General features: G+C 64.5%; 16 protein-coding genes. 6 read left to right on the top strand and 10 right to left on the bottom strand.

Going from position 1 to position 15719, the window contains the following annotated elements; translation table 11 throughout:
- Positions 1–80 precede the first annotated feature (80 nt).
- The 3 genes from IG122_RS14000 to arsB are packed head-to-tail and all read left to right on the top strand — an operon-like array spanning position 81 to position 2054.
- Positions 81–434, top strand: a complete 354-nt coding sequence (locus IG122_RS14000) for an ArsR/SmtB family transcription factor (RefSeq protein ID WP_193184550.1) — start codon at positions 81–83, stop codon at positions 432–434.
- Positions 431–949 carry an arsenate reductase ArsC gene (locus IG122_RS14005; protein ID WP_193184552.1) on the top strand — a complete coding sequence of 173 codons (519 nt, stop codon included), beginning with the start codon at positions 431–433 and terminating at the stop codon, positions 947–949. Before IG122_RS14000 ends, IG122_RS14005 begins: the two co-directional genes overlap by 4 nt.
- A 25-nt stretch (positions 950–974) precedes the next feature.
- Positions 975–2054, top strand: coding sequence for an ACR3 family arsenite efflux transporter (arsB, locus tag IG122_RS14010; RefSeq protein ID WP_193184554.1), 1080 nt, complete (start codon positions 975–977; stop codon positions 2052–2054).
- A 66-nt stretch (positions 2055–2120) separates the two neighbouring features.
- Here the strand turns inward: arsB and boxB are convergent, their stop codons facing one another.
- Both boxB and boxC read right to left on the bottom strand, forming a co-directional pair.
- Positions 2121–3569 (bottom strand): benzoyl-CoA 2,3-epoxidase subunit BoxB, encoded by a 1449-nt coding sequence (gene boxB, locus IG122_RS14015; protein WP_193184556.1) that lies wholly within the window; start codon positions 3567–3569, stop codon positions 2121–2123.
- A gap of 51 nt (positions 3570–3620) precedes the next feature.
- Entirely contained in the window at positions 3621–5273 is a 1653-nt protein-coding gene (boxC, locus tag IG122_RS14020; RefSeq protein WP_193184558.1) for a 2,3-epoxybenzoyl-CoA dihydrolase, read from the bottom strand.
- A 187-nt stretch (positions 5274–5460) separates the two neighbouring features.
- On the opposite strand from boxC, the gene IG122_RS14025 reads away from it, so the two are divergent.
- Genes IG122_RS14025 through IG122_RS14035 form a run of 3 tightly spaced genes read left to right on the top strand, consistent with a single transcriptional unit; the run spans position 5461 to position 7806 of the window.
- Positions 5461–6168: an ABC transporter permease gene (locus IG122_RS14025; RefSeq protein WP_193184560.1), complete on the top strand. Its 708-nt coding sequence runs from the start codon at positions 5461–5463 to the stop codon at positions 6166–6168.
- Positions 6161–6940 carry an ATP-binding cassette domain-containing protein gene (locus tag IG122_RS14030; RefSeq protein WP_193184562.1) on the top strand — a complete coding sequence of 260 codons (780 nt, stop codon included), beginning with the start codon at positions 6161–6163 and terminating at the stop codon, positions 6938–6940. The genes IG122_RS14025 and IG122_RS14030 overlap by 8 nt, the downstream gene beginning before the upstream one ends.
- 35 nt (positions 6941–6975) lie before the next feature.
- Complete coding sequence (locus tag IG122_RS14035) at positions 6976–7806, top strand: substrate-binding domain-containing protein (protein ID WP_193184564.1); 831 nt, start codon at positions 6976–6978, stop codon at positions 7804–7806.
- 21 nt (positions 7807–7827) lie between these two features.
- Here the strand turns inward: IG122_RS14035 and IG122_RS14040 are convergent, their stop codons facing one another.
- From IG122_RS14040 to IG122_RS14070, 8 genes are all read right to left on the bottom strand, one after another.
- On the bottom strand, positions 7828–8727 hold the full coding sequence (locus tag IG122_RS14040; protein ID WP_193184566.1) for a helix-turn-helix transcriptional regulator: 900 nt from the start codon (positions 8725–8727) through the stop codon (positions 7828–7830).
- Between the two features lie 73 nt (positions 8728–8800).
- Entirely contained in the window at positions 8801–9169 is a 369-nt protein-coding gene (locus IG122_RS14045; RefSeq protein WP_193184568.1) for a c-type cytochrome, read from the bottom strand.
- Positions 9169–9300: a hypothetical protein gene (locus IG122_RS24325; RefSeq protein WP_264299725.1), complete on the bottom strand. Its 132-nt coding sequence runs from the start codon at positions 9298–9300 to the stop codon at positions 9169–9171. Before IG122_RS24325 ends, IG122_RS14045 begins: the two co-directional genes overlap by 1 nt.
- A gap of 13 nt (positions 9301–9313) precedes the next feature.
- Positions 9314–10687, bottom strand: a complete 1374-nt coding sequence (locus tag IG122_RS14050; protein ID WP_319024889.1) for a c-type cytochrome — start codon at positions 10685–10687, stop codon at positions 9314–9316.
- A gap of 21 nt (positions 10688–10708) precedes the next feature.
- Positions 10709–11791: a formate dehydrogenase subunit gamma gene (locus IG122_RS14055; protein WP_193184572.1), complete on the bottom strand. Its 1083-nt coding sequence runs from the start codon at positions 11789–11791 to the stop codon at positions 10709–10711.
- Between the two features lie 19 nt (positions 11792–11810).
- A complete protein-coding gene (locus IG122_RS14060; protein WP_193184574.1) occupies positions 11811–12017 on the bottom strand; it encodes a hypothetical protein in 207 nt (68 codons plus the stop codon).
- A 184-nt stretch (positions 12018–12201) separates the two neighbouring features.
- Entirely contained in the window at positions 12202–12798 is a 597-nt protein-coding gene (gene fdh3B / locus IG122_RS14065; RefSeq protein WP_193184576.1) for a formate dehydrogenase FDH3 subunit beta, read from the bottom strand.
- Positions 12799–12810: 12 nt separating this feature from the next.
- On the bottom strand, positions 12811–15681 hold the full coding sequence (locus tag IG122_RS14070) for a formate dehydrogenase subunit alpha (RefSeq protein ID WP_193184582.1): 2871 nt from the start codon (positions 15679–15681) through the stop codon (positions 12811–12813).
- Between the last annotated feature and the right edge of the window lie 38 nt (positions 15682–15719).

Genomic DNA, 15719 nt, shown 5'->3' on the forward strand with positions numbered 1-15719 from the left:
CCGCAATGGTCCGCCTCCCTGGCGAGCGGCGCAAATTAATCTTTGCCGAATCTTATTTCAATGATATTTGAATCATTGAAATGAACGATACAGACGCCATCGCCGCGCTCGGCGCGCTCGCCCAGGAACACAGGCTCGGACTGTTCCGTCTGCTGATGCGGGCCGGTCCGTCCGGGATTTCCGCCGGTGCCCTCGCGGAAGAGGCGGGCGTCTCGCGGTCCAGCCTGTCGTTCCACATCGCCCAGCTTGAGCGGGCGGGGCTGGTGCATGCCCGGCGGCAGCACCGGAACATTTTCTACGCGGTCGAGATCGATGCGATGCGCCGGCTTGTAACTTTCCTGACACAGGATTGCTGTAACGGGAACCCGGACATTTGCGGCGAGCTCGCCGTGACCGCCGCCTTCTGCGGCACCACTCCGGAGACAGAGCGATGACCGGTGACAAGACCTACAACGTGCTTTTTCTCTGCACGGGCAATTCCGCCCGCAGCATCATGGCCGAAGCCATCCTGAACCGCGCCGGGGCCGGCCGCTTCAAGGCCTTCAGCGCCGGCAGCAACCCGCGCGGCGAGATCCACCCCTACACCGCCGATTTCCTGAGGAACCAGAATTACCCGCTCGAGACCCTGCGCTCGAAGAACTGGGACGAGTTCGGCAAGCCGGACGCGCCGCAGATGGATTTCGTCTTCACGGTCTGCGACGACGCGGCGAACGAGACCTGCCCGGTCTGGCCGGGCCAGCCGATGACGGCGCATTGGGGCGTGCCGGATCCGGCCGCGGTCGAGGGCAGCGAGGCGGAAAAGCGCTTTGCCTTCGCCGATGCCTTCCGCATGCTGAACACGCGGATCGGGATCCTCGTCAACCTGCCGATCCACGGCCTCGACCGGCTTGCCCTGCAGCAGCGCCTTGACGATATCGCGGGTTCGGCCAAATCGGCGGAACCCGCCTGACACGAACGAAAGGACCCGATCGCGCATGAGTACTGAAACGGCGGCCCATGAGGCCGCTCCCGGCGGCATCGGGTTTTTCGAGAAGTGGCTTTCGGCCTGGGTCGCGCTCTGCATTGCGGCGGGCGTGGCGCTCGGCAATGTCGCGCCCGGCCTGTTCGAGACCTTGGCAAGGCTCGAATACGCCTCGGTCAATATCGTCGTCGCCGTACTGATCTGGGCGATGGTCTATCCGATGATGGTGGCGGTCGATTTCGAGAGCCTGAAAAGCATCGGCTCGAAGCCGAAGGGTCTCGTCATCACCCTCACGGTGAACTGGATCGTCAAACCCTTCACCATGGCGGCGCTCGGAATCCTCTTTTTCCGCTATCTCTTCGGCGATCTGATCCCGCCGACCGACGCGGAGCAATACATCGCAGGCCTGATCCTGCTCGGCGCCGCGCCCTGCACCGCGATGGTCTTCGTCTGGTCGACCCTGACAAGGGGCGACGCGACCTACACGCTGGTCCAGGTCTCGGTGAACGACCTGATCATGATCGTCGCCTTCGCGCCGATCTGCGGGCTGCTACTTGGCGTCACAAATCTCGTCGTGCCGTGGGAGACGCTGCTGCTCTCGGTGGTGCTTTATGTCGTAATCCCGCTCGGCGCCGGTTACCTGACCCGCCGCCACCTCACGGCGAAGGCCGCGAGTCACGATGCGGGCGAACAGGTCGTCCACGATTTCACCGCGCGGGTGAAACCCTTCTCCGTGCTTGGCCTGCTCGCCACCGTCGTGCTGCTGTTCGGCTTCCAGGGCCAGACGGTGCTGGAGCAGCCGCTGACCATCGCGCTGATCGCCGCGCCGCTGGTGCTGCAATCCTACGGCATCTTCGCCATCGCTTACGGCTGGGCGAAGGCGTGGGGCGTGCCCTTCAATATCGCCGCGCCCTGCGCCCTGATCGGCACCTCGAACTTCTTCGAGCTCGCGGTCGCCGTCGCCATCAGTCTCTTCGGCCTCAATTCCGGCGCTGCACTTGCCACCGTGGTCGGCGTGCTTGTGGAGGTGCCTGTGATGCTGTCGCTGGTCGCCTTCGCGAACAGGACGCAGAGCTGGTTCTCACGCGCATAAAAAACCCGGACCGCCTAAGCGGCCCGGGTGAGAGCCCGAATTTCCAAGGGAGGAAAGATCGGGAAATCAGTCGTGGATCTTCACGTATTCGAAGTCGCCCGGCTTGTTGTCGATGCCGACGCGCGGCGCGGAGATCCAGCTCGCGAACTGGCCGGGCTCGCGCACCGGGCTCATCAGCGAGGCGATATAGTCGCCGTCTTCCAGATTCGGCAGGAACTCGTCCCGCCGCGCGCCCCATTCACCGTCGCTCAGCAGCTTGCCGTCCGGATCCGTGTGGATGTTGCGGAACTCGCCGATATGACGGTGGAAGGCCACGTTCGGCAGCTTGATCTCGAAATCGATCCCGGCCTTGGTGATCAGACGGTTCCAGCGGTTGATGCCGCCCTGGCAGTCACGGACATAATCGTCGCGCAACCGCATGTTGAGGGCGGAGAGCGCCGGCTCGTCGACCATCTTGATCTCGCCGTCGACCAGCTTCAGCACCGGATAGGTGTCGTTGACCAGCCGGTGGTCGTCGTCGATCCGCTCTTCCTGGAAACGGCCCTTGAGGCCCGCGTTGAAGGCGTTCGCCGCGTTGGTCGAGACCTCGGAGCCGAAGAGGTCGAGCGAGAGCGAGAAATGCAGGTTCGCCTTCTTCTGGATCGTCGGCAGGTCGATCACGCCGAGGGCGCGGATCTTCTCGATCTCGTATGGATCCTCGATGCCGGCCTCGCGCATCGCCTCGCAGGTGCGCTGCACGGTGCGGCCGACGCCGGTCTCGCCGACGAACATGTGGTGCGCTTCCTCGGTCAGCATGAAGCGGCAGGTGCGCGAGAGCGGATCGAAGCCGGACTGCGCCAGGCTCTCGAGCTGCATCTTGCCGTCACGATCGGTGAAGAAGGTGAACATGAAGAAGGAGAGCCAGTCCGGCGTCGCCTCGTTGAAGGCGCCAAGCATGCGCGGCTTGTCCGCATCTCCGGAGCGGCGGTTGAGCAGCTCGCCCGCTTCCTCGCGGCCGTCGCGGCCGAAATATTTCTGCAAGAGGTAGACCATGGCCCAGAGATGCCGGCCTTCCTCCACATTGACCTGGAAGAGGTTGCGCATGTCGTAGAGCGACGGTGCCGTTGCGCCCAGGAAGCGCTGCTGCTCGACCGAGGCGGGCTCGGTATCGCCCTGGATCACCACGAGGCGGCGCAGCATGGCGCGGTATTCGCCCGGGATCTCCTGCCAGACATCCTCGCCCTTGTGCTCGCCAAAGGCGATCTTGCGGTTCTCGACCTGCGGCGCCAGCAGGATGCCCCAGCGGTAGTCGGGCATCTTCACATAGTCGAACTTGGCCCAGCCCTTCGGGTCGACGCTGACCGCAGTGCGGAGATAGACATCGGAGGTCTGGAAGCCTTCCGGGCCCTGGTCCATCCACCAGTCGATGTAACCCGGATGCCACTGCTCCAGCGCCTTCAGGATCTTGCGGTCGCTCGAGAGATTGATGTTGTTCGGGATCTTGGTGTCGTAGCTGACGTTCAGGATCTCGTTCATGGGGCGTTTCCTCCTCTGTTCGGGTTCCGCCTATTTTCCCTGGGGCGGGGGTCAGACCCGCTTGATGTCATATTCGGGCTTGCGGCCGGTGCCGTAGCGGCCGAGCGCGCCCTCGGGACCGACGGCGTTCGGGCGCTGGAAGATCCAGTTCTGCCAGGCGGTCAGCCGTCCGAAAATCTTGGTTTCCATGGTCTCGGGACCGGCGAAGCGGAGGTTGGCCTCCATGCCGGTCAGCGCATCCGGCGAGAAGCTGGCGCGCTCCTCGAGGAAGATGCGGACCTCGTCCTCCCAGTCGATATCGTCGAAGATGAAGGTGACGAGGCCGAGCTCGTCGGCGCGCTCCGCATCGAGGCTCTCGCCGATGCTGCCCTCCGCGGCCTTCAGGGTCTCCGGCTCGCCGAGGAAGCGCGTCTGCAGACGGGTCAGGCCGTTGCTCATCGGGAACGGGCCGAAATTCGCCGGGCCGAGGGCGATTTCCGCCGGCGGACGGTTGTCGCCGTCGAGCTGGCCTTCCAGCATGTAGGAGCGGTCGCAGGCGAAGAGCAGTTCGGCGAGCGAGCCGGCGAAGCAGCTGCCCGGCTCGACCAGCGCCACCAGCGAGCGCGAGGTGACGTCGATCCGCTTCATCACCCGCTTCCAGTAGAGCAGGATCTCGCGGGCGAGCCAGTTGCTCCGGTTCGCGGCCAGGAAGGCGTCGTGTTCCAGCACCTTCGCGCCGTCGCCCTCGGTCTTGAAGATCAGCGTGCCGATCTCGAGCTCGTTCAGGCGCAGATGCAGGATCGCGTCGTCCAGCTCGCGGCAGAGCTTCAGCATCCAGTAGTCGGTGCCGAGCGCGGCCAGTGCGTCGGTATCCGCGGGCACATCCTCCTCCGGACCCTTGATCAGGATCGTCGCATTGCGCTCGTCGCGATCGATCTCGACCGTCACCAGGCTGTAGCGAACGAGATCGCCGTCAATCTCGCGCTCGACCTTCGGCAGGGCGATGCCCTTGGCGTCGGAGGGCCGGTCGGAACTCGCCGCCATCGCGGCAACGCGGGCGGCGACCACCTCGTCGAATTTCGAATTCGGCGCGACCTCGTCGACCAGGTCCCAGTCGGCAGCACGCTTGCCCTTGATGCCTTCCTCGATCGCGCAGAACACGTCCGCGCGGTCGCGGCGCACCTTGCGCTTGTCAGTGACGCGGGTCAGACCGCCGGTGCCCGGCAGCACGGCGAGCAGCGGTGCTTCCGGCAAGGCGACGGAGGAGGAGCCGTCGTCGGTCAGGATGATATGGTCGGTCGCGAGCGCGAGTTCGTAGCCGCCGCCGGCACAGGCGCCGGTCACCGCGGCGAGATATTTCTGGCCGGACTCGGCGCTCGCCTCTTCCATGTAGTTCCGGGTCTCGTTGGTGAACTTGCAGAAGTTCACCTTGTGGGCATGGGCCGCGCCCGCGAGCATGCGGATGTTGGCGCCGGCGCAGAACACGCGGTCCTTCGCGGACCGGAGCACCACGACCTTCACTTCCGGATGCTCGAAGCGCAGGCGCTGGATCGCGTCGTAGAGCTCGATATCGACGCCGAGATCGTAGGAATTGAGCTTCAGCTCGTAACCCTCGAAGAGGCCGCCCTTCTCGTCCACATCCATGACGAGATCGGCGCGCGGGCCGTCGAACTCCAGCTTCCAGTGTTTGTAGCGGGTCGGATCGGTCCGGAAATCGATCATCATTGCAGCGCCTCTCCCGTTTTTGCCGCTCTTCGAGCCTGGCCGGTTCTTGTCTCGTCAACGCAATATAATGCAAACGCGAAAATTGACATGCATTATTTTGCATGTTGATCCATTCGCCTTGGAAACCGCTGTCCACAAAGTGGAATTCCGACTCGCTTGCGAAAATTTCTGCATGTAACGTCACAATATGCAGGATTTTGCAGAATCATTTTCGCTTGCCTTCGCACTGATCTTCTCGGCCGATCCGGAGCTCGCCGAGATCGTTCTCCTGTCGCTGAGGGTCAGCCTTTCCGCGACCCTGGCGGCCTGCGCGATCGGCATGTCCCTCGGTGCGGCGATCGCGATCTTCCGCTTTCCGGGGCGCGGCGCGCTGCTGATCTTCACCAATGCGATGATGGGCCTGCCGCCGGTCGTGGTCGGCCTCGCGATCTACATGCTGCTCTCGAACGCGGGGCCGCTTGGCGCGTTCTCGCTGCTCTATTCGCCGACGGCGATGGTGATTGCGCAGACCGTCCTCGTGACCCCGATCGCGACGGCGCTGACCCGGCAGGTCATCGCCGACCTGCATGTCGAATATGACGAGCAGCTCCGCTCGCTCTCGCTCGGGCCGCTGGACACGCTCGGCACCCTGCTCTGGGACGCGCGCTTCTCGCTGATCACAGTGGCGCTCGCCGGCTTCGGCCGCGCCATCGCCGAGGTCGGCGCGGTGATCATCGTCGGCGGCAACATCAATCACGTGACCCGTGTGATGACAACGGCGATCGCTCTGGAAACATCGAAGGGCGATCTCGCCCTCGCCCTCGCGCTCGGCCTGATCCTGATCGGCATCTCAATCACGGTGAACGCGGCCCTGATGGCGCTGAAGGGCACGGCACGGCGGTTCGCTTATGAATAATCTGTCGCAAACCGCGAGCAGGAATGCCTCGTTCGCGCAACGGAACGCGCTCCTGCCCCTCCGGGCCGATGCGCTGCGCTTCGCGCCGGACGGGCTGACAATCCTCGACACTGTCTCGCTGCAGATCGCCGAGGGCGGAATCACCATGATCCTCGGCTCGAACGGTGCCGGGAAGAGCGTCCTTCTCAGGCTGCTGCACGGGTTGCTCGAACCGCATGGCGGCGAGGTGCTTTGGCGGGGCGGTCCGGCAACCCGCGAGATTCGGCAGCGCCAGGCCATGGTGTTTCAGAAACCCGTCCTGCTACGGCGCTCCGTCGCCGCCAATCTCGAACATGCGCTGAAGGCCGCCGGGGTTCCGGGCGCCGAGAGGACACGCCGCATCGAGGAAGCCCTGGATGAGGCCGGCATCGCGCATCTTGCGAAACGTCCGGCACGCGTTCTGTCCGGCGGCGAACAGCAGCGCCTCGCCGTCGCGCGCGCCCTCAGCCTGAAGCCGGATGTGCTGTTTCTGGACGAGCCGACCGCGAGCCTCGACCCGGTCTCGACGGCCGCGATCGAGGCGCTGATCCGCGCCGCCGACCGGCGCGGCTGCAAGATCGTGATGATCTGTCACGACCTGCATCAGGCGCGCCGCCTCGCCGCCGACATCGTCTTCATGGATCGCGGGCGGATCACCGAGCACAGCCCGGCCGAAGCCTTCTTCAAGCAACCGTCGAGCGCAGCCGCGCGCGACTTCCTGGCCGGACGGCTACATCTGCCGGACGGCCGATGACACGTAAGCAAGATCGATCAGAGGGAGCGAACAAGATGAGATATCTGAAGCAGTTTATTGGCGGGCTTGTCGTCGCGGCACTGGTCGCCGCCGGCAGCGTGGGCAGCGCGCTTGCGGCCGACAAGTTCATCATCGTGCAGTCCACCACGTCGACGCAGAACTCGGGACTGTTCGACTACATGCTGCCGAAATTTACCGAAAAGACCGGAATCGAGGTTCGGGTCGTGGCCGTTGGGACCGGCCAGGCGCTGAAGAATGCACGGAACGGCGATGGGGACGTCCTCTTCGTGCATGCCAAGCCCGCTGAGGAGAAGTTCGTCGCCGAGGGCTTCGGGGTGAAACGCCAGGACGTCATGTTCAACGACTTCGTCATCGTCGGCCCGGCGGCCGACCCTGCGAAGGTCGGCGGCATGAAGGACGCCCCGGCGGCCCTGAAGATGATCGCCTCGGCGGCGGCTCCCTTTGCCTCGCGCGGTGACGACAGCGGCACCCACAAGAAGGAGAAGGCGCTCTGGAAGGCCGCCGGTGTCGATACCTCGGCCGCGAGCGGTTCCTGGTACCGCGAGACCGGCTCCGGTATGGGCGCGACGCTCAATGCCGCTGTAGGCATGGGCGCCTACGCACTGACCGACCGGGCCACCTGGATCAGCTTCAAGAACAAGGCCAACTTCAAGATCCAGGTCGAGGGCGACAAGGTCCTGTTCAACCAGTACGGCGTCATTCTGGTGAACCCGGCCAAGCATCCGAAGGTGAAGCAGGCCGAAGGTCAGGCCTTCATCGACTGGGTGACCGGACCGGAAGGCCAGGCCACGATCAACAGCTACATGCTGAACGGCCAGCAGCTGTTCTTCGCCAACGCGAACTGATAACGTCGCGGACCGGCCGGGTCAGGGCGCGTTGTCGCGGACCCGGCCGAGTTCCGCAATGTCATACCCGCCCAGCTCTGCCGCCCGTTCGCGGAAGAGCGCGCTCCGGGCGAAGGCGAGCAAGGCCTGGAACGGCGGCTCGAAATAGAACTTCCGGTCGACCAGCAGATCGAACTCTTCCTCGACCAGGGGAAGAAATGTCAGGCCGCTCTGCCCGGCGGCGGACACCAGCCCCAGCCCCGCATCCGCGCGTCCGGTGCGTACCGCCTCGCCAAGCTCGGACTCCGTCCGCGCCGGGGGGGCACTCCATTGGACCGCGTCCCCGTTCATGTTCTCGTGCTCCAACAGCTGCCGGAACAGGACCTGGCTGCCCGCGCTCTCCTGACGGGCAACAAGGCGTTTTCCGGCAAGATCCTTCACACCGGCGATACCGAGCGGATTGCCGGCGGCCACGACGAGACCGCGCGACCGTTTCGCCCAGGAGATCAGCACAGCATCCCGGGCCGGCCCCAGCTCCTGTACCGCGCCGATGTTCCAGCGCGCGCCCGCCGCCTCGGGTATATGGATTGCCGCGACCGCCGCCTGCCCGCTCCGGAACCGCGCGAGCCCGTCGAGACTGCCATCGAACAGCGTCGGCAAAGCGGCACCCGACTCACGGATCGCCCAGTCCAGCAAGGGATCGTGGCTCCCCGCGACGATAGCGGGACGCTCGGGGCCTGGCGCATGAGAAGCCGCGTCGCGCTCGACGACCGTATCGCCGGTAATCCAGGCCTCGATCTCCTCACGCGGAAAGAGCAGCTTGCCGGTAACACGGCGGCAGGGAACCTCGCCGTCGGCAGCAAGCTGATAGACTTTCCGCTCCTTCACCCGGAGCAGGTCGGCGAGTTCGCGCACGGTCAGGAAAGCTGGAGGCGTCGTCATCGGCTTGGATCGACCCGCGGTGATTGGCGACCAAGAGCCTTACTGACGGGACCCCCTGCCGTCAATGAAGGCCCTATTTCAGGGTCTGGACAAAGGCGAGGATCGCGTCGAGATCGTCCGCGCTAAGTTTGATCTCCGCCGCGCTCGGCGGCAGCGTCGTCAGCGGTTCGACGCCTTCCATGCGAATGAAGGCGCCATGAGGACGGCGGTCGAAGAAGGTGACGAACCTGTGTTCCCCGTCGGGCAGCGTCATCAGCAGCTTGAAGGAGGGCGTGCTGCCGATCCCGCCGAGGCCGTTCGCGGGGTCGATCACATGGCAGCGCGCGCAGTGCTGGAGCGCGATCGCCCGCCCGGCGGCGACCGGACCGGCATCCTGCGCGAGTGTTGTGCCACCAGGCATCAGCAGGGCCGGCAGCAGAAACGCCGGGAGCCAGCGCGACATCACTCGAGCCGGACGCTGCCCGTCGCGGACTGGTTGACGTGGCTCGTGCTGAAGTCGAGCTGGCCGAGCACGAACCAGGCGATAGCGGAAAGGACGGCGATCCCGACCAGGGCAGTGACAAATGCTTTCATGTAGACGGTCTCCCTAATTTTTCCCGGCACGGCGTTCCGCCTCGGCGAGGGCTTCTCTCAGAAAATGCAGCAGGGCCTTGCGGTCTTCCCGGCTGCCAAGCCGCTGCAGCGGCATCTTGGTTCCCGGCACGACATGCTCCGGGCCTTTCTCGAACAGAGCGCCGATCGTCTCCTCGGTCCAGACGATGTCGCTTTCCTGCAGGGCCTTCGAATAGGGATAGCCGTCGACGCTGCCTACCCGGCGTCCGAAGACGCCGAACAGGGTCGGTCCGGCACGGTTGCCGCCATCCGGCGTGAGGGTATGGCATACGGCACAGGTGCCGAAGAGCGCGGCTCCCCGGGCGGCGAGCGCATCGCCCTCCGGCACATAGAAGGCGGTTTCCGGCGCTTTCTTCGCGCCGATCTCGACGCCCCTGTCGATGTCCCAGCGAGCCACCTTCGCATCGCGGCCGGCAGACAGAAGCTCGCGGCCATCCGGCGTGAATTCAACCGCCCAGACAGGCCCCTTGTGCCCGCGTAGGGTCTGCAGCGGCCGGCCGTCGGCGAGCGACCAGAGCACGATCTGTCCGTTCGCGCCCCCGGTCGCGAAACGGGTCCCGGCACGGTCGACATCGATCGAGAGAACGGGAGCCTCGTGCCCGAGCATGAAGCGCCGCTCCTCGCCACTTTCGAGGTCGAACAGCCGCACCGCCTCGTCGGTTCCGGCAACCACCAGAGTACGACCGTCGGGCGCGAGGAAGAGCCGGTTCACCGGCAAACCGATTTCGGCAAAGGTCTCGGGGACCGCATCGGACACCAGAGTCCAGATCCGCACCGTGCCGTCATACCCCGCACTAAGGACACGCGCCCCGTCAGCCGTGAATTGAACGGCGTTGACAGGGCCGGAATGCCCCTTCAGGACGGCGGGCGGCTCGTCCGCTTCGAGTCCTGAGATCCGGACCACACCGTCGAAACCAGCCGAGGCGACAGCGGTCCCGTCGGGCGACACCGCGATTGCGCTCACCCGCCCCTCGTGCCGTGCCAGGAGCCTCTCCGGCTGGGTTTCGCCGAGGGTCCACAGATAGACCGCCCCGTCATTGCCGCCGGAGACCGCGCGGGAAGCGCCGGGCAGGAAGGCAACGTCGCTCACCGCAGCGTCATGGCCATACATGACCCTGCGAGCATGCTCGTCGGGGAGATCCCAGTAGATGATCGAATAGTCGAACCCGGCGGTCAGCGCGGTCCTGCCGTCGGGGGCGACAGCGATCGCGTGCACCGGCCCCCCGTGGCCTATCAGCTCGGCATCCGCAGGCGAAACCGGGGCTGCTGCAAACAGGATGGCAGCCGCGATCCATCTTCGGATCGCGGCGCCTGATGTAGAGGAGAAAGCGGTGGCTCCGTGCACCACATTCGCTCCTGCCTGAGCGCGTCAGTCCGCGCCGGACGAGGCCTGGCGCGCCTGCACCTCCTCGACCCAGAGGCTGTGGTGCTCCTTCGCCCAGTTCTCGTCGACCAAGCCGCTGCCCATGGCGTCGAACGCGCCTTCCATACCGATGGAGCCGATATAGATATGCGCGACGATGATCACGATCAGGCCGATGCCGACGATCGAGTGCCAGAGCTGCGAAAGCTGCATCTCCTGCATCACCGTCAGGTCTGTCGGAAGATTGGCACCGAACATGTTCAGGATGCCGAAGGTCTTGCCGAACATGTGCAGCTCGAAGGGGAACAGCAGGGCGATACCGGACGCGCTGATCGAGGCACCGCCGATGATCACCGACCAGAAGATCAGCTTCTGGCCCGCATTGAACTTCTTCGAGGGCGGATGGACGCCTTTCGAAAACAGACCGCCGCCCTGCGCTAGCCAGATCAGGTCCAGCCGGTTCGGGATATTGTGCTTCACCCACATGACGAACATCATCACGACGCCGACCATGAAGGCGAAGGCGATGTAGTTGTGCAGGTACTTCCCGGCGATCGTGATCACCGAGAAGGCGTCCGGGCCGATGACCGGCAACAGCACGTAACGCCCGTAGAGCACGTTGAGCCCGGTAAGCCCAAGCACGACGAAACTTGTCGCCGTCAGCCAGTGCGCGAAACGCTCGACCGAGTTGAAACGCTCGATCAGCTTGCCGCTCATCCCGTGTTCGACCTTGATCCGGCCGCGCAGGATAAAGAACAGGCTGAGAAGAATGAGGATGCCGAGCAAAGCCCAGGCGCCGTAGAGCGACAGCGGACCGTTGCGGAAGGCACGCCAATTGTCGCCCTCTGACTGGATCAGCACGCCGGCCTGGGCATTGGGGATCGAGACCTGTCCCTGCTGGCCCTGGCGGATCTGGCGCCAGAAATCGGAGTCGCTGGAGGTTCCGAGCGTATTGCCCGGCACCTCACCCGCCTGTTGCGCGGCGGCACTCTGCACGAGGGCGAGTTCCGTATCGGAAGCGGCGCCCGTCAGAAGGAACACGGCGAGAAAGAGACCGCCGAGATGCTTGAAGAAGGTCGGTTTCGTCATGCGATTCTCTCCCGGACGCCTAGAGGTCGAAACTCTGCCGGCGACCCCGATCGCGGATCTCCGTCAGGGTCTCATCGGAAAGGGACTGATCCTTGGCACCGAGATAGGTGCCTTTCTTGTAGAGGAGGACCCTGTCCTGTTCGCTCTCGCGGCAACCGGCCAGCAGCACCATCACCAGCGCGGCGAGGGCCAGTCCGCGGAACACGACCGGACGTGCTCTATCCATGTCCGTCTCACTCCTTGAGCATTGCCGCCGGCCGTGCCCGGTCTGGGCACCGCGTCGACGGACCGCCATCGACCAAACCCACGGCGCCCTGCGACGCCGTGGGTCCGGTTGATGTCGAACAAACTATCATAATAGGTCGCGGACCAGACCGGAGGCCGCCGGGGCGGCCTCCGGGATCGAGCGCTTAGCCGCCCGTCTTCTGGTCGTAGGCCGTGCCCCAGCCCCAGGCACCGGAGCCGAAGCCACGGGCCACGGTCCGCTCACGGTAGATGGCGGAGACAACGTCCCCGTCGCCCGCGAGAAGGGCCTTGGTCGAGCACATTTCCGCGCAGAGCGGCAGCTTGCCCTCGGCGAGACGGTTGCGGCCATATTTCTGGAACTCGTCCGAACTATGGTCGTCTTCCGGACCGCCGGCGCAGAAGGTGCACTTGTCCATCTTGCCGCGGCTGCCGAAGTTGCCCGCTTGCGGGTACTGCGGAGCTCCGAACGGACAGGCATAGAGGCAATAGCCGCAGCCGATGCACAGATCCTTGGAGTGCAGAACCACACCCTCGTCGGTCTGATAGAAGCAGTCGACCGGGCACACCGCCATGCAGGGCGCGTCCGAGCAGTGCATGCAGGCCACAGAGATCGACCGTTCGCCGGGCTTGCCGTCATTGATCGTGACGACACGGCGGCGGTTCACACCCCAGGGAACCTCATGCTCGTTCTTGCAGGCCGTGACACAGGCGTTGCATTCGATGCAGCGCTCGGCGTCACAAAGGAACTTCATACGTGCCATTGTTTCGCTCCCTTACGCAGGCTCGATGCGACAGAGGGTCGCCTTGGTTTCCTGCATCTGCGTGACCGAATCGTAACCGTAGGTCTGCGCAGTATTCGTGGATTCGCCGAGGACATAGGGATCCGCACCGTCCGGATACTTGCTCCGGAGATCCGCTCCCTGGAAATGCCCGCCGAAGTGGAACGGCATGAAGGCGACGCCCGTGCCGACCCGTTCGGTGACCATTGCCTTGACCTTGACCTTGCCGTTTTCCGGACCGGTCACCCAGACCATGCTTCCGTCACGGATGCCGGCATTGTTGGCATCGCGCGGATTGATCTCGATGAACATGTCCTGCTGCAGCTCGGCGAGCCACGGGTTGGACCGGGTCTCGTCCCCGCCACCCTCGTATTCGACCAGACGGCCGGAGGTGAGGATGATCGGGAAGTCCTTGGAGAAGTCGTTCTTCTGGATCGACGCGTAGAGCGTCGGCAGACGGTACGACTTCCGGTCCTCGTAGGTCGGATAGTCGGCCACGAGATCCCGGCGGGAGGTGTAGAGCGGCTCGCGATGGAGCGGCACCGGATCCGGGAAGGTCCAGACCACGGCACGCGCCTTGGCGTTCCCGAACGGAGCACATTCGTGCTTGATCGCGACGCGCTGGATACCGCCGGAAAGGTCGGTCTTCCAATTGGTCTTGTCGCCCGCGATCGCCTCGATGGTCTTGCGCTCCTCGTCGGTCAGATCCTTGTCCCAGCCAAGTTTCTTCAGCATGGCCATGGTGAATTCCGGATAACCGTCCTTGATTTCCGAATTCGCGCTGTAGGAATCGACCGCAAGCAGGTTCTCGCCGTTCCGCTCGACGCCGAAACGCGCACGGAAGGTGAGACCGCCCTCGGAGACCGGCTTGGACGGATCGTACAGGATCGGGGTGCCCGGATGGTTCATTTCCGGAGTGCCCCACGCCGGCCACGGCATGCCGTAATAGTCGCCGTCGCACGGACCGCCCTTCGCCTGAAGCGAGGTCTTGTCGAAGGTGTGCTGGTTGGCCATGTGCTTGCGCAGCCGTTCCGGCGACTGGCCGGTATAGCCGATGGTCCACATGCCCTTGTTGATTTCCCGCGTCACGTCTTCGACGAAGGGAACCTTGTTTTCGACCTTGATGTGTTTGAACATCTGGTCGGCCATGCCGAACTTCTCGGCGAAGAGATACATGATCTCATGGTCCGTCTTCGACTCGAAGAGCGGATCCACCACCTTCTCGCGCCACTGGATGGAACGGTTGGAGGCGGTCACCGAGCCGTAGGTCTCGAACTGGGTGCAGGCCGGCAGGAGGTAGGCACCTTCCTTGCGGTCGTGCAGCACGGCGGAAACCGTCGGATAGGGATCGACGACGACGAGAAGGTCGAGCTTCTCCATCGCCTTCTTCATTTCGACCATTCGGGTCTGCGAGTTCGGAGCATGACCCCACAGCACCATCGCCCGGACATTCTCCGGCTGGTCGATATTGGCCTTGTCCTCAAGCACGCCGTCGATCCAGCGCGACACCGGAATGCCGCTGGATTCCATCAGCTTCTTGTCGCCAAAGCGGCCGAGCAGATAGTCGTAATCGACGTCCCAGACCCGCGCCCAGTGCTTCCAGGAGCCGGTGGCGAGGCCGTAGTAGCCGGGCAGGGTGTGCGACAGCACGCCGAGGTCGGTCGCGCCCTGCACGTTGTCATGGCCGCGGAAGATGTTGGTGCCGCCGCCGGCCTTGCCCATGTTGCCGAGCGCCAGCTGCAGGATGCAGTAGGCCCGGGTGTTGTTGTTGCCGTTGGTGTGCTGGGTGCCGCCCATGCACCAGATCACGGTGCCCGGACGATTGTTCACCATGGTGCGCGCGACGCGGCGGAGCTGTGAGCCCGGAACCCCGGTGACCCGCTCGGTCTCTTCCGGCGTCCATTTCTTCACCTCGGCCTTGATCTCTTCCATCCCCCAGACGCGCTGGCGGATGAATTCCTTGTCTTCCCAGCCATTCTCGAAGATGTGCCAGAGAATGCCCCAGATCAGCGCCACGTCCGAACCCGGACGGAAGCGGACATATTCGGTCGCGTGCGCCGCGGTGCGCGTGAAGCGCGGGTCGCAGACGATCAGCGGGGCCGAATTCTGTTCCTTCGCCCGGAGCAGGTGGAGCAGCGAGACCGGATGGGCCTCGGCCGGGTTGCCGCCGATGACGAAGATCGCACGGCTGTTGTGGATGTCGTTGTAGCTGTTCGTCATCGCGCCATAGCCCCAGGTGTTGGCAACACCCGCGACCGTGGTCGAGTGACAGATACGCGCCTGGTGGTCACCGTTGTTGGTGCCCCAGAAGGCGTAGAACTTGCGGAACAGGTAGGCCTGTTCGTTGCTGTGCTTGGCCGAGCCGAGCCAGTAGACCGAATCCGGGCCGCTCTCCTGACGGATCTGCAACATCTTGTCGCCGATCTCGTTGATCGCCTGCTCCCAGCTGATCTTCTGGTACTTCCCGTTGACCAGCTTCATCGGATATTTCAGCCGGCGCTCGCCATGGGCGTGCTCGCGGACCGCGGCGCCCTTGGCGCAGTGCGAACCGAGGTTGAACGGGCTGTCGAAGCCCGGCTCCTGGCCGATCCACACGCCATTCCGCACTTCCGCCTCGACCGTGCAGCCGACCGAACAGTGGGTGCAGACCGAACGGATCTTCTCGATCCCGGCCAACGGATTGGCTTGCGCTTCAGCTTTCTTGACCATGCCGCCGCCGAGGGCGGATGCCGCGGCGATACCGCCGACGGTAATTCCGGAGCGTTTCAGGAACGTTCTCCGGTCGATCGCGCTGCCGGCCTGGCCGGTCAGAGCGCGAGACATGCGCGAGGACGCAGTGCGCCCGCCTGTCTTCTTCATCAACATATCGTTCTCCCGAACATTACGGCCTCTTTGCCCGACCG

The sequence above is a fragment of the Nisaea sediminum genome, from assembly GCF_014904705.1.
Classification (GTDB): domain Bacteria; phylum Pseudomonadota; class Alphaproteobacteria; order Thalassobaculales; family Thalassobaculaceae; genus Nisaea; species Nisaea sediminum.

Excerpts from the sequence above, each read along its gene's own strand:
- IG122_RS14000 (WP_193184550.1), top strand. The coding sequence starts at position 81 with ATGAACGATACAGACGCCATCGCCGCGCTCGGCGCGCTCGCCCAGGAA.
- IG122_RS14005 (WP_193184552.1), top strand. The coding sequence starts at position 431 with ATGACCGGTGACAAGACCTACAACGTGCTTTTTCTCTGCACGGGCAAT.
- arsB (WP_193184554.1), top strand. The coding sequence starts at position 975 with ATGAGTACTGAAACGGCGGCCCATGAGGCCGCTCCCGGCGGCATCGGG.
- boxB (WP_193184556.1), bottom strand. The coding sequence starts at position 3,569 with ATGAACGAGATCCTGAACGTCAGCTACGACACCAAGATCCCGAACAAC.
- boxC (WP_193184558.1), bottom strand. The coding sequence starts at position 5,273 with ATGATGATCGATTTCCGGACCGATCCGACCCGCTACAAACACTGGAAG.
- IG122_RS14025 (WP_193184560.1), top strand. The coding sequence starts at position 5,461 with ATGCAGGATTTTGCAGAATCATTTTCGCTTGCCTTCGCACTGATCTTC.
- IG122_RS14030 (WP_193184562.1), top strand. The coding sequence starts at position 6,161 with ATGAATAATCTGTCGCAAACCGCGAGCAGGAATGCCTCGTTCGCGCAA.
- IG122_RS14035 (WP_193184564.1), top strand. The coding sequence starts at position 6,976 with ATGAGATATCTGAAGCAGTTTATTGGCGGGCTTGTCGTCGCGGCACTG.
- IG122_RS14040 (WP_193184566.1), bottom strand. The coding sequence starts at position 8,727 with ATGACGACGCCTCCAGCTTTCCTGACCGTGCGCGAACTCGCCGACCTG.
- IG122_RS14045 (WP_193184568.1), bottom strand. The coding sequence starts at position 9,169 with ATGTCGCGCTGGCTCCCGGCGTTTCTGCTGCCGGCCCTGCTGATGCCT.
- IG122_RS24325 (WP_264299725.1), bottom strand. The coding sequence starts at position 9,300 with ATGAAAGCATTTGTCACTGCCCTGGTCGGGATCGCCGTCCTTTCCGCT.
- IG122_RS14055 (WP_193184572.1), bottom strand. The coding sequence starts at position 11,791 with ATGACGAAACCGACCTTCTTCAAGCATCTCGGCGGTCTCTTTCTCGCC.
- IG122_RS14060 (WP_193184574.1), bottom strand. The coding sequence starts at position 12,017 with ATGGATAGAGCACGTCCGGTCGTGTTCCGCGGACTGGCCCTCGCCGCG.
- fdh3B (WP_193184576.1), bottom strand. The coding sequence starts at position 12,798 with ATGGCACGTATGAAGTTCCTTTGTGACGCCGAGCGCTGCATCGAATGC.
- IG122_RS14070 (WP_193184582.1), bottom strand. The coding sequence starts at position 15,681 with ATGTTGATGAAGAAGACAGGCGGGCGCACTGCGTCCTCGCGCATGTCT.